At 67.5% G+C, this 15073-nt stretch carries 11 protein-coding genes; 4 read left to right on the top strand and 7 right to left on the bottom strand.

Features of this window, described 5'->3' with window-relative positions; genetic code table 11:
* Window positions 1-68 precede the first annotated feature (68 nt).
* Together ribA and IEV99_RS14285 are read left to right on the top strand one after the other, a co-directional pair.
* The gene (gene ribA, locus IEV99_RS14280; protein ID WP_244643873.1) at window positions 69-1169 is read left to right on the top strand and encodes a GTP cyclohydrolase II RibA; all 1101 of its coding nucleotides are present in this window, start codon (window positions 69-71) and stop codon (window positions 1167-1169) included.
* Window positions 1166-3505: a glycosyltransferase family protein gene (locus IEV99_RS14285; protein ID WP_244643874.1), complete on the top strand. Its 2340-nt coding sequence runs from the start codon at window positions 1166-1168 to the stop codon at window positions 3503-3505. Before ribA ends, IEV99_RS14285 begins: the two co-directional genes overlap by 4 nt.
* Before the next feature lie 79 nt (window positions 3506-3584).
* On the opposite strand, the gene smpB is transcribed toward IEV99_RS14285, so the two are convergent.
* Window positions 3585-4061: an SsrA-binding protein SmpB gene (gene smpB, locus IEV99_RS14290; protein ID WP_188518431.1), complete on the bottom strand. Its 477-nt coding sequence runs from the start codon at window positions 4059-4061 to the stop codon at window positions 3585-3587.
* A 12-nt stretch (window positions 4062-4073) separates the two neighbouring features.
* Window positions 4074-4967, bottom strand: coding sequence for a 4-hydroxy-tetrahydrodipicolinate synthase (dapA, locus tag IEV99_RS14295; protein ID WP_244643875.1), 894 nt, complete (start codon window positions 4965-4967; stop codon window positions 4074-4076).
* A gap of 246 nt (window positions 4968-5213) precedes the next feature.
* Here dapA and IEV99_RS14300 point away from each other — a divergent pair, with 246 nt between their 5' ends.
* Window positions 5214-7367, top strand: a complete 2154-nt coding sequence (locus IEV99_RS14300) for a lytic transglycosylase domain-containing protein (RefSeq protein ID WP_188518432.1) — start codon at window positions 5214-5216, stop codon at window positions 7365-7367.
* 74 nt (window positions 7368-7441) lie between these two features.
* Complete coding sequence (locus IEV99_RS14305; RefSeq protein WP_188518433.1) at window positions 7442-8374, top strand: alpha/beta fold hydrolase; 933 nt, start codon at window positions 7442-7444, stop codon at window positions 8372-8374.
* Between the two features lie 64 nt (window positions 8375-8438).
* On the opposite strand, the gene IEV99_RS14310 is transcribed toward IEV99_RS14305, so the two are convergent.
* The 5 genes from IEV99_RS14310 to IEV99_RS14330 form a co-directional block, all read right to left on the bottom strand.
* Window positions 8439-9830 carry a porin gene (locus IEV99_RS14310; protein ID WP_188518434.1) on the bottom strand — a complete coding sequence of 464 codons (1392 nt, stop codon included), beginning with the start codon at window positions 9828-9830 and terminating at the stop codon, window positions 8439-8441.
* A gap of 286 nt (window positions 9831-10116) precedes the next feature.
* On the bottom strand, window positions 10117-11388 hold the full coding sequence (locus tag IEV99_RS14315) for a porin (RefSeq protein WP_188518435.1): 1272 nt from the start codon (window positions 11386-11388) through the stop codon (window positions 10117-10119).
* A gap of 206 nt (window positions 11389-11594) precedes the next feature.
* Window positions 11595-12989, bottom strand: a complete 1395-nt coding sequence (locus IEV99_RS14320) for a porin (protein WP_188518436.1) — start codon at window positions 12987-12989, stop codon at window positions 11595-11597.
* Window positions 12990-13226: 237 nt separating this feature from the next.
* Window positions 13227-14426, bottom strand: a complete 1200-nt coding sequence (locus IEV99_RS14325; RefSeq protein WP_188518437.1) for a porin — start codon at window positions 14424-14426, stop codon at window positions 13227-13229.
* Window positions 14427-14533: 107 nt separating this feature from the next.
* A complete protein-coding gene (locus tag IEV99_RS14330) occupies window positions 14534-15019 on the bottom strand; it encodes a hypothetical protein (protein WP_244643876.1) in 486 nt (161 codons plus the stop codon).
* Between the last annotated feature and the right edge of the window lie 54 nt (window positions 15020-15073).

Consider the following 15073-nt stretch of genomic DNA (forward strand, 5'->3'; position numbering starts at 1 on the left):
CCTATGGCGGGAGCGCTGCGCTGGCGAGACGGGTCGGAAAAGGTTCGCGTCGACACATGGAACACCCTTTGCCTCTCGCCCACGCCTTCGGGGATCCCGCGCACGCCGCCGTGGAGCGCGCCATTGCGGAATTGCGGTCCGGCCGCCCGGTCACCATCGTGGATGGCGAGCAGTCCTTGGTCGCCATCGGGGTCGAGGCCCTCGACGAGACGGTCGCGCGCGCCTTGGATGACCTTGGCGCGGCCCACTTGGTGCTCCCGTCCGCCCGTCTGCGGCGCCTTGGCGTCGAACGGCATGGGCCCGGCATCCTGGCCTTGCCGCAAATAGACCTCGCCCGCATCGAGATGCTCGCGCTGAAGATCGAAGCCCGCGTCGACGCCCCGGTCGGGCCCGCGGGCCCGCTCGATGGCGTGGCGCTGGAGCTCGCCTCGCTCACCCTGATCCTGCCCGCCATGGTGGCGGTTCCGATCAAGCCGGAGCTCGCACCGCTCGATCTCCTGCGCGTGCCGGCCGAAGCCGTGCGCTGCTATCGGCGGGGCCTGGCCCGCACCATCCGCGCCGTCAGCCGCGCGCCCGTACCGCTGGAAGGCGCGCCCGAAACCGAGTTCGTCGTGTTCCGCGGCGGCGAAGGCCTGCGCGACCAGGTCGCGATCCTGATCGGGCGGCCCGACCTGGCGAAGCCGGTCCCGGTCCGGCTTCATTCCGCCTGCCTGACGGGCGATCTCTTCGGCAGCCTGAAATGCGACTGCGGCGACCAGTTGCGCGGCACCGTGAAGTTCATGTCCGAGAACGGCGGCGGCGTGCTGCTCTATCTCGACCAGGAAGGCCGGGGCAACGGCATCGCCAACAAGATGCGCGCCTACAAGCTGCAGAGCCAGGGCTGGGACACCTACGACGCCGACGAGTTGCTCGGCTTCGGCCTCGACCAGCGCCGCTTCGATTTCGCGGCCGAGATGCTGAAGCAGCTCGGCGTTTCGCAGGTCGCCGTCTACACCAACAACCCGCTCAAGATCGCCGCCCTGCGCAGCGCCGGTCTCGAGGTGGTGGAAGATCGCCGCGCCTATGGCCGGCAGACCACCGAGAACGTGCTCTACCTCGCCTCCAAGCGCGACCGCGCGGGCCATTTCATCGATCTCGACGACCTGGCGGCGCATCGGCCGGCGGAGTGAGATCGGCGTCGACGATCGCCTCGACCGCTCCGGCGCTCGGCCCCGAGCGCTGGCCGCTCCTGCGTGCGGCGGCGTTCGTCGCCTTGGGTTGGCTCGCTCTATCCTGGCCCTGGCTCTCCGGCCGCGCCACCGTGCCGTGGGACGCCAAGGCGCACTTTCAGGCGCAACTGCAGTTCCTGGCCGACAGCCTCCATCGCGGCGAAGCGCCGTTCTGGAACCCCTTCGTGTTCGCCGGCCAGCCCCAGATCGCCGACCCGCAGTCGCTGATCTTCTCCCCGCCGCATCTCCTGCTGGCGCTGCTTGATTCTTCGCCAAGCCTGCAGGCGACGGACGGCGTCGCGCTCGGAATGCTGCTGCTGGGCGGATTCGCCATCCTGCTTCTGTTCCGCGACCGTGGCTGGCACTGGGGCGGAGCCGTGGTTGCGGCACTCAGCTTCGCTTTCGGCTGCTCTGCCGCCTGGCGGATCCAGCACACCGGGCAGGTGCTCAGCCTCGCTTATCTGCCGCTCGCCTGGTGGGCGCTGGAGCGCGCGCTTGACCGGCGCTCCCTCGCCTATGGGCTGCTTGCAGGCGTGGTCGCGGGCTTCATGGTGCTGGGACGCGATCAGGTCGCGCTGATTGGCGTGTACCTCCTGGCCGGCGTCGTGCTCCACCGCTGGACCTCGGCCGCGAGGCCGCTGGCCTCTGCCCGGGCCAGCATCGCCCCGCTGGCGGCAGGAACGGTCGGGGGCATTCTCGTGGTCGGGCTGCCGCTGGTCATGACGGCCCTGCTGGCCGGCGACAGCAACCGCCCGGAGATCGACTACGAAGGCGCGGCGCGCGGCTCGCTCCATCCCGCCTCGCTTCTCACTGCCTTCGCGGCGAACCTGTTCGGGACAGACGGCCCCTTGGTGGACTTCTGGGGCCCACCGAGCCCGGCTTGGGGCCCTGTGGACCTGTTCCTCGCCCGCAACATGGGCGACGTTTACTTCGGCGCTATCCCGCTGATCGCCATCCTGGCAATGGGCGTCGCAGGCCGCGCTTTCGCGGCGCGGGAGATCCGTTTCACGCTCGCGGCGACGGCCTTGCTCCTGCTCTATGCGCTGGGACGGTATACGCCGGCCTTCGCGCTTCTGTTTCACCTGCCCGGCGCAAACCTCTACCGTCGCCCGGCGGACGCGACTTTCGTGATCGGCGCTCTCGCCGCCATCCTCGCGGGCTATGCCGTGCACCGCCTCCTGTCCGGATCGCTCGCAAAGCTTTCGCCGAGCAAAGTCGCGACCGGCGCCGCTCTGATAGCCGGCGGCCTCGCCGCCTGCGTTGCGACGGCCTGGGCGAAGGACCGCCTCGGCGCCGCCGCGTCGCCTCTCGCGATCGCGGTTGCGTCATTGGCGGGTGCCGCCGTCCTCCTGTGGGGAGCCGCACGTACCGTCCCGCGACGCCCTACCTTGGCGGTGGCGTTGCTGACGCTCGGGCTCGTCGCCGATCTTGCGATCAGCAATGGCCCCAACGAATCCACGGCGCTGCCCTCCGCTGTCTATGACGTGCTGCGCGCCGATAGCCGCAACCCGACCATCGCGCTCTTAAAACAGCGGCTCGCCGCCACCGCCGCGCCGGACCGGCGCGACCGTGTCGAGCTCGCGGGCGTCGATTTCCATTGGCCGAACGCCAGCATGGTGCATCGGCTGGACAATACGCTGGGCTACAACCCCGTCCGCCTCGACCTGTACAGCCGGGCCACCGGCGCCCAGGATCACGTCGCGCTGCCGAGCCAGCGCACCTTCTCGCCGCTGATGCCGGGCTATCGCTCGCGTCTCGCCGACCTGCTCGGCCTGCGCTTGATCGTGACCCGCGGCGACGTCGCCGAGATCGACCCGGCACTGCAGCCCGGCGACCTCAACGAGATCGCCCGCACGGTGGATGGGCGCATCTACGAGAACCCGCGCGCCCTGCCCCGCGTGCTCTTCGCCGCCGAGGCCCGCAAGGCCGACTTCGAGGCGCTGCTCGCGAACGGTCGATGGCCGGATTTCGACCCGACCCGCACCGTCCTGCTGCAGGACGCCCCCATCGCGAAGCCGCTGGCTCTTGGACCGGCCGGCAAGGTCGAGATCAGGCGCTACGCCAACACGCAAGTCGTCGTGAGCGCGGCCTCAGCGACGGGCGGATACGTGGTGCTCAACGACGTGTGGCACCCCTGGTGGTTCGCGGAGGTCGACGGACAACCGGCGCCCCTGCTGCGCGCCAATGTCATCTTCCGGGCCGTGCTCGTGCCGCCGGGCGAACACGAGGTGCGTTTCGTGTTCCGGCCGCTCGACGGGGCCTGGGACGAGCTGAACAGTCGGATCCAGGGACACTGAAACGCCGTGCGCGTCCCCTCTCCCCACGCCAGGGGAGCGGACAGGGTGAGGGCCGGCTAGGCCTGGTGAGCCCTCGCCCTCAGCCCTTCTCGCGCATAAGGCGGGATTTCTCGCGGTCCCAATCCCGCTTCTTTTCGGTCTCGCGCTTGTCGGCGACGTTCTTGCCCTTGGCGAGCGCGATCTCGACCTTCGCGCGGCCCTTTTCGTTGAAGTAGATCTTCAACGGCACCAGCGTCATGCCCTCGCGCTGGATCGCAGCCGTGAGCCGGTCGACCTGTCGCCGATGCAGCAGCAGTTTGCGCGGCCGCTTGGGGACGTGGTTGAACTTGTTGGCCTCGAGATATTCAGGAATGTAGGCATTGACGAGAAAGATCTCGCCGTTCTTCTCGCCGGCGTAGCTCTCCCCGATCGTGGCCTTGCCGCCGCGCAGCGACTTTACCTCCGTGCCGGTCAGCATGATGCCGGCCTCGAAGGTCTCGCCGATATGGTAGTTGAACCGCGCCTTGCGGTTGTCGGCCGCGATGGTGTTGTTCGGGTCGTCCTTGCCCTTCGACATCGTGTCCTGTTCTCAGCCGTTCAGCAGCCCGGCATGGGTCAGCGCAGAACGAATGATCGCCTTGGTTGGTTCGCTCACCGGCACCATCGGCAGGCGGACGTCCTCGAACATACGGCCCAGCGCCGACAAGGCGTATTTCGGGCCCGCCGGGTTCGGTTCGATGAACAGCGCCGCATGCAGCGGCATCAGCCGGTCCTGGATCGTCAGCGCCGTGGCGAAATCGCCCGCCAGGCAGGCGTTCTGGAATTCCGCGCAGAGCTTGGGAGCGACATTCGACGTCACCGAAATGCAGCCATGGCCGCCATGCGCCATGTGGCCCAGCGCGGTGGCGTCCTCGCCGGTCAGTTGGATGAAGTCCGGCCCCATAGCATGGCGCTGCAGGCTGGCTCGGTCGAGCTTGGCGGTGGCGTCCTTGACGCCCGCGATGTTGGGCAGCTCCCACAGCCGCTTCATGGTCTCGACCGACATGTCGATCACCGAGCGCGGCGGGATGTTGTAGATGATGATCGGGATGCCGATCGCGTCGTTGATCGCCTTGTAGTGCTGGTAGAGCCCTTCCTGGTTCGGCTTGTTGTAGTAGGGCGTCACCACCAGCACGGCGTCCGCGCCGGTCTTCTCGGCGTAGCGGGCGAGGTCCACCGCCTCGGCGGTGTTGTTGGAGCCCGCGCCGGCGATCACGGGCACGCGGCCGCGCGCCTGAGACACGCACCACTGCACCACCTGCCGGTGCTCCTCGTGCGACAGCGTCGGGCTCTCGCCGGTGGTGCCCACCGGGACGAGGCCATGCGTGCCGTTTTCGATCTGCCAGTCGACATGGGCCCGGAAGGCGGCCTCATCGAGCTTGCCGTCCCGGAAGGGGGTCACCAGAGCCGTGAAAGACCCCTTGAACATACGGCTCGTCTTCATTCCGGCGGTTCCCTTCCCTGCCCGGCCTTTGCTGGCCGAACCTTCGCGCTGGCGTACACATAAACGCTTGCGGCGCGCCAGAAAAGGGAAAGCCCGCGCGCTTTCGTCCGGCATCCTGCCCTCGCCGCCTTCCCGCCACGGTCGTCGGTCATTGCAAGCAGGAATTAGACACGGTGAAGTTGTTGGTTCACCATTCGTAAACGAGACCGGCCCAGTGTGGTCGGGGGCAACCACTCAGGTGACGCAATGGCCCGATCTCGAACTGCGCGGCTGACCGCCGTCCTGTTCGCCTGTGCGGCGCTACCAGCATCGAGCGTGGTGACGCGGTCGGCGGACGACTCCATCCTCGCCTATGCGCGTCTGGACACGGACGCGACCGGGCTTGTCGCGAGCATCATCCCGGTTGCGGCCACGACGGGGGCTCTCGCCGACCCGGCGCCCGCGCCTGTCGACGCTCCCGCGCCAGTTGCGCCGAGCGCGCCGGTTCTGGCCTCGCCGCCCAAGCCGACGGTCGACATGGCGGCGCTGAAGGGCGCTGTCGATCTCTATCGCAAGGGCGACAAGGCCGCCGGCGACGCCGCCGCAGCCGCCATCGCCGACCCGACCGCGCGCAAGCTGCTGGAATGGGTCGCAATCCGCTTTGTGTCGCGTGATCTCGGCTTTGCTCGCATCGACGACTTCATTCGCTCCAACCCGGACTGGCCGACGCAAAAGCTCCTGCGCCGCCGGGCCGAGGAGGCGCTGGTGGCGGCGCGCCTCGACACAAAGACGGTGCGCGCGTTCTTCAAGGCGCATCCTCCCCTCACCGCGGGCGGCAAGATTGCCCAGGCGCGCGCCCTGATCGAGGACAACAAGCCCACCGAGGCCGCCGCCCTGGTTCGCGCCGCCTGGCGCGCCGACGAGTTCGGCCCCGACATGGAGAGCCGCTTCCTCGAGGCGTTCCCCGAGTTGATCGACGCCGCGGACCACCGCGCCCGCATGGAGATGCTGCTCTTCAACGAGGACTGGACCGCCGCGCTGCGGGCCGCCAACAAGGCCGGCCCGGATGCCGTGAAGCTCGCCAAGGCGCGGGTCGCGGTCGGCCGCAGCGACGCCAAGGCCGCCCAGGCGCTCGAGGAAGTCCCGAAGGAACTCCGCAAGGATCCCGCCTACCTGTTTGCCAAGGCTCAGCTTTTACGCCGGCAGGACAAGATCGTCGACGCCGGCAAGGCGCTGGCGGCCATCCCCAAAGACGCCGTTCGCCCGGGCGACGCCGACGCTTGGTGGGCGGAGCGCCGCCTGGTCGCCCGCAAGCTGCTGGACGCCGGCGAACAGAAGCTCGCCTATGATGTCGCGAGCGGCATGCCGGCGGATTGCCCGGCCGAAGTCCGCGCCGACGCCGAATTCCACGCTGGCTGGATCGCGCTGCGCTTCCTGCATCAGACGGCTGCGGCCGAGAAGCATTTCGCCGAGATCGCCAAGGCGGCCTCCACGCCAATGACGATCGCGCGCGCCGCCTATTGGCAGGGCCGCGCCGCCGAGGCGGCCGGGAAACCCGGCGAGGAGTTCTTCCGCAAGGCCGCCCAGCACGGGATCGCGTATTACGGGCAGCTCGCCCGCATGAAACTCGACATCGCCGAGCTGCCCGTCCGTCGCGTGCTGCCGAGCGAGCTGACCCTGCCGAGCCAGGTCGCGGCGCTGCGGGCCGTGCGCCTCCTGTACGACGCCGATGCGCGCGACGTCGCGCAGCCGCTGCTGGCGGATCTTGCCAAAACCCTCGAGGATTCCGCCGAGCTTGACGCCCTGGCGCGCATTCCGGCCGAAAGAGGCGACGCCCGCGCACTGCTGATCGTCGGCAAGGCTGCGACGCAGCGCGGCTTCCCGCTCGACGACCGGGCCTTCCCCACCATCGGGGTGCCGGACATCGAACTGGGCGCAAATGCGGTCGAAAAGCCGCTCGTTTTCGCCATCGCCCGGCAGGAGAGCGCCTTCGACCCCAAGGTCGTGTCCTCCGCCGGCGCGCGCGGACTGATGCAGCTGATGCCCGCCACCGCCAGGCAAACCGCCCAGCGCACCGGCGTGGGCTACGACGCCGACAAGCTGACGGCCGATCCGGCCTACAACGCCAAGCTCGGCGCGGCTCATCTCGGCGACCTCGTCGGCGACTGGAAGGGCTCGTACATTCTCACCATCGCGTCCTACAACGCGGGCGGCGGCAATGTCCGCAAGTGGATCGAGGCCTATGGCGACCCGCGGTCGTCCGGCATCGACCCGGTGGACTGGGTTGAACGCATCCCCTTTACGGAAACGCGCAACTACGTCCAACGCGTGATGGAGAACCTGCAGGTGTACCGCACGCGGCTGACCGAGCGCTCCGCCCTGCTGATCGGCGAGGACTTGAAACGCGGAGTGAACCGTTGAGGCTGCCCGCCCTCTAGCCCTCGACAACCGCGCCGCCGCTCCCCACGATGCGCCCGCATCAGGAGCGACGGCGCATGACGGACGACGGTTACCGCAGCATCTTCACCACCGCGCAGGATGGCCTCTCGCTCCATGCGCGGGACTACGGCGCTCGCAGTTCCGAGCGCCTGCCCGTCGTTTGCCTCGCGGGATTGACCCGCAACAGCGTCGATTTCCACGACCTCGCGTTGGCCTTGGCCAACCACCGCCACCGACCGCGCCGCGTGGTGGCGCTGGATTATCGCGGCCGCGGCCAATCCGCCTGGGATCCCGAGTGGAAGAACTACGACGTTCGGATCGAGGTCGGCGACGTCATGGCCCAGCTGGCCGCGCTGGGCGTTGAGCAAGCCGTGTTCGTCGGCACGTCGCGGGGCGGCCTGGTCACCATGGGACTTGCGGCCGCGCGCCCGGCGCTGATTCGCGCCGCCGTGCTCAACGACATCGGCCCCGTGATCGAGGCCAAGGGCCTGATCCGCATACGCTCTTACGTGGGCAAGCTGCCCGCCCCCCGCACCCTGGCCGAAGCGGCGGACTATTTCCGCCACATCTCGGACGCGCGCTTTCCGGCGCTGGCTGCCGAAGATTGGGAGGTGCTCGCCCGCGGCTCGTTCGTGGAGCGCGACGGCAAGCTCGCGCCGAGCTACGACCCCGCCTTGATGAAGCCGCTCGCGAGCCTCGATCTCGAGGCTGCGTTGCCGACCCTTTGGCCCCTTTTCGCCGGCCTGTCGGCCGTTCCCTTGCTGGCGATCCGGGGCGAACATTCCGACCTGCTGACGCCCGAGACGCTGGACGCGATGGCGAAGGCCCATCCCGCCCTGCAGCGCTGGATCGTGCCCGGGCAGGGACACGCGCCCCTGCTGCGCGACGCCCCGACCGTGAACCGGATCGCCGCCTTCGTGGCCGCAGTCGAGGACGGGCTCACGGTTCCGCGGTTGGATGCTGTCGGCGCGGCGGCTCCCACGGCCTGAACGCAAACAAAAACCCCGGCTCTGGCGAGCCGGGGTTCGGGAACTCGAACGCAACTCTGATGGATCAGAAGTCGCGCTGGATCTTCAGGCGGCCGACCACGGCGGAGTCCTTGCTGAACACGCGAGTGACCGGATCCGTCGCGATCGCGGTGAACACCGGGCCGTTGCTGGTCTTGAGGTAGATGTAGTCCACCTCGGCGCCGATATCGAAGTCCTTCACCGGCGACCAGGTCACGTTTGTACCCACGGTCCAGTAGGAGAAGTCGCGGAGCGCATTGCCGGGCACGCCCGCGCCGGCCGCGATGAACGCGCCACCGGGCTGGTCCACCTTGATGTAGGAGCCGAACAGCGCCTGGCGGATGGTGGGGGTCCAGTAGTGCAGGCCGGCGGCCGTCAGGCCCCAGGCGGTGGTGAGGCCGAGCTTACCCACGCCGGCGCCCACGTCGTAGAACGTCGCGTCCGGGAATGCGAGGTTGCCGAGCGCGCCGACGCCCGACCCGAAGGTGGTGCCAATGCCGAAGGGGTTGGAGGCGATGTAGGTCGCCGCGCCCTTGGTGTAGGTGCCCTGGAAGGTCAGGGTGTCACCCGCCGCGAAGGGCAGGTTGAAGGTCACGCCGGCGTTGAGCGCGAAGCCGTACTTGGCGTCGGGCGAGGCGCCGTTCGGCGTGATGCCGCCGATCGCCGCATAGTTGCCGATGCGAACCTGGTGGATCGCGCCCGACAGCTGGGCGGAGCCCCAGCCCTGCTCGACCCGCACGTTACCGACCACGTCCGGCACGCCGTCGCCGGTGTAGCGGTACGCGCCCGTCGGATAGATGTCGGCAATCGACTGGCGGCGATCCACATGGTCTTCGATCGACAGCGTCGCCGAGAAGCCGGCGCCGAACGTGGCCGTGTAGGCCAGCAGGTTGTTGTTGAGCGCCGATCCGGCCGTGGTGCCGATATATTCGAGATCGCCGGCGTAGAAGTCGAAGAAGGACTCGGTGCGGCCAGCCGTCAGGCCGCCGAACTGGATAAAGGCGCGGTCGAGGTTGACCTCCGTCTGAGCCTGGCCGGCGTAGTCGACGCCCGTGCCCGTGAAGGCGACGCCCTGGCGCAGCGAAGAGCCCGAGAAGATCTGGCCCGTGCGGCGCGAGATGTCGTAGCGGACATAGGCGCGGAGCAGGCCGTATTCGGTGGCCGTGCGGGTGTCCACATAGATGCGGCCCGTGGTGCGCGAACCCGTGGTGGCGTCGTTGCGGGCGAAGGGCTCGCCATACTGGTACTCGTAACGAGCGCGGCCACCGATCTTGATGCAGGTGTCGGTGCCCGGGATGTAGAAGTAGCCCTCGCCCATGGTCGAGCAGACGCGCACGTACTCGACCGGGGCGGCCTTGCGGGACGGCAGGTCCGCCGCAAAGGCGGCGGTGGTGGTGATGGCCGCCGCGGAAGCGAGCAACATGGTGGAAACGCGCATCGGTCAGTCCCCTGTAGGCGCCTGGAAACGCCCTTGAATCTCGATGGGACCGACAATGTCCTTCGCACCCGCAGCATACAACCTGAGATTGTGTCTTCGCCTCGCCAAAGCCTTCGTTCGGTCAGGCCTGTGACGAAGCTGCAACAACTCGAACGACGACTTTCGGCAATATTGCCCGCACTTTAGTCGACTGCTGAATTGTTGAGCGGCAGTAGGCTTAACGATGCGCTAAGACGAAAAAGCCCCGGCGTCGCCGCCGGGGCTCTGGTGGTCAGCCGGAAGCCAATCAGAAGTCGCGCTGGACGCGCAGACGGGAGATGATCGTGTCGTCGGACTTCTTGCCCGTGTAGGCCCCCGAACCCTCGACCTTCAGGTAGTCGACTTCGCCAGCGATCACGAAGTCCTTGACGGGCGACCAAGCGACGTTCGTGCCCACGGTCCAGTAGGTGAAGTCGCGATAGGCGCTGCCATTGGACAGGGTCGTTACTCCGGGCACGTCAACCTTGGCGTAGCTGCCGAACAGCGACTGGCTTACCGTGGGGGTCCAGTTGTGCAGCAGGGCGGCGGTGAGCGCCCAGGCGGACGTCAGCTCGACCTTGCCGGTAGACCCGTTCGAGACCACGGCGCCGTCAACCAGCGAAGTGAACGAAGCGAGGCCAGCGCCGGACGAAATGCCGTTACCCGTCAGACGGGTCACGTTGCCCTTGACGTACGTGCCCTGCAACCAGAGCTGGTCGCCAGCGCTGAAAGGCAGGTTGAACTGCAAGCCGCCATTGACCGCGAACCCGTAGTCGGAGCTCGGAGCCGCGCCGAAAGTCGGGGTCGGGCCGGCCAGACGAACCTGATGCACGGCGCCAGAGAGCTGAGCCGCGCCCCAAGCCTGCTCCATGCGGACATTGGCGACCACGTCCGGAGCGCTGTTGCCGCCGGTGGTCAGAGCCGGACCGGAGATGGCGACAATGCCGCCACGGTTCTCGATGCCGTCTTCAATCGCGAGCGTAGCCGAGAAACCCGAGCCGAACGAGGCCGTGTAGGCGAGCATGTTGTGCGGGCTGCCGTCGCCGGCAGTGGTGCCGATCACTTCGAGGTCGCCAGCGTAGAAGTCGAAGAACGACTGGGTGCGACCGGCCGTAAGGCCGCCAAACTGAATGAAGGCGCGATCGAGGCGCACATTCGTGCCGTAGGCTGCGCCGGCGGGCACAATGTCGCCGGACCTGAGCACGCCGGTGCCGCGAGCGAGCTCGAAGCGCACGACGGCGCGCAGCAGGCCGTACTGAGTCGCGTTGCGCGCATCGGCGTAAATGCGGCCAACGGCGGCGGAGCCGGTCACGTTGTCGCTCCGGCTAAACGGAGTCGCATAACCGAAGTCGTAGCGAGCGCGGCCGCCAATCTTAATGCAGGTGTCGGTGCCCGGGATGTAGAAGAAACCGGCGCCGAACGTCGAGCAAACGCGGACGTATTCAACCGGGGCGGACTTCTTGGAAGGCAGGTCGGCTGCAAAAGCCGAGCCGCCGACTAGGGCGGCCGCCGAACCAAGCAGCAAAGTGGAAATGCGCATTGTTGAGTTCCCTGAATTTGCGAAACGTCGCATTCGAGAACTTCACAGTGACCGGTGGTCACGATTCAAACAAATAAATTCTTGATATTTGATAATGATGTGAATGCTTATTTTTGTGCCCGTTGCAAATTCGCAACGGCTTGGCAACGCACAAACACGAAGGCCCCGGCGCAAGCGCCGGGGCCCAATTTTGACGGACCCGAAGATCAGAAGTCGCGCTGGATGCGCACGCGGGTGACGATCTGGCTGTCCGAGCTGACCAGCTTACCGACCGGATCGCTCTTCAGCACGCTCAGGGACGAGCTGCCGCTCGCCTTGATGTACTGAACTTCGAGACCGATATCGAGATCCTTGATCGGCGACCAGGTCACGTTGGAGCCAACAGCCCAGTAGTTCCAATCGCGGAAGTAGTTGCCCGTCACGTTGGCCGCAGTCGTGCTGTACTTCGCGCCAGCCGCAGAAGCGGCGTTGCTGAAGTCGGTCTTGACGTACGAACCGTAGACGGCCTGACGAACGGTCGGGGTCCAGTAATGCAGCAGGGCTGCGGTGAGGCCCCACTGCGTCGTGAGTTCAAGCGAACCGCTTCCGCCGTTGGCGACCACAACCGCGTCCGGACCATTGCCGCGGAACGCGCCAACTCCGAAGGTGGCCTTGGCGAAGCCGAAGCCGTTCGACGTCGTGTAGGTCGAGGCGCCCTTCGAGTACGTTCCCTGCAGATACAGAGCGTCGCCTGCCGCCAGCATGGGAAGATTGATCTTCACGCCAGCGTTGAGGGCAAAGCCGTATTCAGTGCTGGGAGCATAACCGGCGCTCGCCGCGAGACCGGCCATCCGAACCTGATGGAGAGCGCCCGAAAACTGAGCCGAACCCCAAGCCTGATCGAGGCGGATGTTGGCGACCACGTCCGGAGCGCTGTTGCCGCCGTAACCGGTGTAGCCCGTTCCGCCGCCGATGAGGTTCGGATCCGAGATCGCCTGACGACGCTCCACGCCATCCTCGATCGCGATCGTGCCGGAGAAACCGCCGCCGAACGTCGCCGTGTAGGCCAACAGGTTCGTCGGTCCGAGCGCCGAGCCGGCGGTGACGCCGTTGAACTCGAGATCACCAGCGTAGAATTCGAAGAACGACTGCGTGCGACCAGCCGTCAGGCCGCCGAACTGCACGAACGCGCGGTCGAGATACACGCCGGTCTGAGCCACGGTGTAATCGCCGGTGCCGACGAAAGCCTGGCCAATACGGCTGCCCGTGCCCGACGCGAGCGTGCCGTTACGACGGTGGAGCTCGTAACGCACATAGGCGCGGAGCAGGCCGTACTCGGTCGCGTTGCGAGCATCGAGATAGATGCGGCCGACCGAACGCGTTCCAGTCACATCGTTGCTGCGCTCGAACGGCTGGTTGTACTGGTACTCAAAGCGGGCGCGGCCGCCGATGCGGATGCAGGTGTCGGTGCCCGGGATGTAGAAGAAGCCGGCGCCGTAGGTCGAGCAGACGCGGACGTACTCGACCGGGGCGGACTTCTTGGACGGCAGATCGGCGGCCTGGGCCGCGACGCCCGTCGCCAGCAGCGTAGCTGACGAAAGCAGGACGGAAGAAAGCTTCATTCTATGCTCCTGAAAATTGCCCCGGCGGGAAGCCCCCAACGGCACGGATCTCACGTGCGCACCTTGCGGGAACGTCTCAGCGCTATCAAGAAAGGCAACTCATGAATTAGCATGTCTCAAATTTATGCAGCTCTGACTGTGCCCTTCAGGATACATTTCTGCGTACCGTTGGTTGCAGAACCAATTGAAATTGAACTTGAAATTGTATCGCCAACGGTTCCGGCTATCTTTTGAAGCTCAAAAATCCTGCTGCAGACGGAATCGCCCCGACCATGCCTGCCTACGGCCCACCGGGGCCGGGTAGTCGGGATCGAGCCGCAGGATGCGGGCACGCTCGAATGCGACTTCCGCGCCGGCCTCCATGCCCGGGACGGGCGACCAGACCGCGTTCGCGCCGATCGTGGTGATCTGCGCCAGAGTTCCGTAAGGCCAGGTCGCCTGCACGCCCTGTTGGGTGAAAAGCGCGAGCCGCACGGCCGGCGACCAGCGGTGAATCAGCGCCAGCGAGGACGCGCCCGTCCAGGTCAGGCGGGGTCCCTGCCCGCCCAGCCAGAGATCGGCCGTGCGCGGCGTCTGTCCGCCGACCGACGCCCAGCCCCAGCCGGTGTAGTCGCTCGCCCCATAGGCGGCTGCGCTCTGAACGCGCAGCACGGTGGTCGGGAGATAGGGCAGAGAAAATTCGGCTGACGACTGGATCGCATAGCCCAGCCGCGCGCCGACGCCATTGCGCGCCGGGCGGGTCTCGTGCAGCGCCAGCGCGACGTGGTGGCGCCCCCATCGCGTCTCGCCCGCGGCCGTGAGCACGAGGTCGGGCCAGCGCGCGCCATGCTGGTAGGCTCCGACCACGCTGACGCGGCGCTCCATCGGGTCCTCCAGCGAGGCCGTCGCCGCCCAGGAGCCGAACAGCGGCATGCGGTATCCCAGCAGGTTCACGGCCCCGCGATCAGAGCCCCGGCCATTCGCGCCGCCGCCCATCAGGGTTACGCCCCCCGTCGGGAAGGCTCGATCTAAATAGGAGGTCGCGCGGCCGGCCGTCGCGCCGTTCCAATCCAGCGCCGCATACTCGAGCTCGGGCCATCCGCCGTCCGGGCCGCGCGCGCGGTTGCTTTCGACGGTCATCCGCATGGTCAGGAGAAGCGGGCCCACGTCGGTAGGCGTGCTCGCCTCGACGCCCAGGGTGGCGCGGGTCGCCATTCCGACAACGTCGTCCAACCGGCTGAAGCGTTGCCCCGTGCCGATGTCGAAACGCAGCCGGCCCGAAAGCCGCAGGCACAGATCGGCGTCCGGAACCGCGAACGACGCCCAGGCGCCATCGCGACAGCGGGTGAGACCAATGTCGGGAGCCGCCGGCGCCTGAGGCTCCGCAGAGGCCGTTCGCCAGGCGACAAGCGGCGAACAGCTCAAGGTGACAAGAAACGCAATACGCAGCCGTCGCACGGGCGGCCTCAAAGGTCGGTCGACATGAACACCGTCCGAAACGGACAAGCGTCAGCCTAGCAGCGGCGTCCCACTGCGCCACCGACCGACCACAACCGGCGCGGTTGTCAGACCACCTGGACGTCGATCCTTCCTGTGCGGGGATCGTCACGGTAGACGATCGACTTGCCGGGCACGTTGACGGCGCCGAGGTCAACCTCGCGGTCGGGCAGGATCGCGATCGCCCGGTCGCGGATGAAGACGATCACCTGGCCCCGGCGAGCGGCCTGCGCGGCCGCCATGCGCTTGAGCAGGGCGAAAATGTCCGGCCGGCGCCAGGCTGCGGGCTGGTCCGCGTCCACATAGGCGCCGACGCGGCCGCCCCCGAACTCCACCGCGAACACGACCTTGGACCGTTCGGGCTTCAACTCGGCCGGGAACTGCTCGTCGGCCAGCCACAGGCAACCGAAGGTGCGGCACTCGCCCGGGCGGGTTTCGTAGATCCCGCAGCCCACGCCCTTGCGACAGCTGGGGCACCAGGTTCCAGCCGGCTTGTTCAGTTCCTCGACCCGCAGCACCTTGCAGCACAGCGTGCACGAGCCACATTCGCGCATGGAAGTCCCTCCCCTCGGCCGGCCCCTGCATGCCATCCCGGCGCGCGCGACGCC

Source organism: Alsobacter metallidurans (genome assembly GCF_014636935.1).
GTDB lineage: Bacteria > Pseudomonadota > Alphaproteobacteria > Rhizobiales > Beijerinckiaceae > Alsobacter > Alsobacter metallidurans.

Coding starts and splice junctions, on each gene's coding strand:
- IEV99_RS14305 (WP_188518433.1), top strand. CDS start 7,442: ATGACGGACGACGGTTACCGCAGCATCTTCACCACCGCGCAGGATGGC.
- IEV99_RS14320 (WP_188518436.1), bottom strand. CDS start 12,989: ATGAAGCTTTCTTCCGTCCTGCTTTCGTCAGCTACGCTGCTGGCGACG.
- IEV99_RS14310 (WP_188518434.1), bottom strand. CDS start 9,830: ATGCGCGTTTCCACCATGTTGCTCGCTTCCGCGGCGGCCATCACCACC.
- IEV99_RS14330 (WP_244643876.1), bottom strand. CDS start 15,019: ATGCGCGAATGTGGCTCGTGCACGCTGTGCTGCAAGGTGCTGCGGGTC.
- smpB (WP_188518431.1), bottom strand. CDS start 4,061: ATGTCGAAGGGCAAGGACGACCCGAACAACACCATCGCGGCCGACAAC.
- IEV99_RS14300 (WP_188518432.1), top strand. CDS start 5,214: ATGGCCCGATCTCGAACTGCGCGGCTGACCGCCGTCCTGTTCGCCTGT.
- dapA (WP_244643875.1), bottom strand. CDS start 4,967: ATGAAGACGAGCCGTATGTTCAAGGGGTCTTTCACGGCTCTGGTGACC.
- IEV99_RS14315 (WP_188518435.1), bottom strand. CDS start 11,388: ATGCGCATTTCCACTTTGCTGCTTGGTTCGGCGGCCGCCCTAGTCGGC.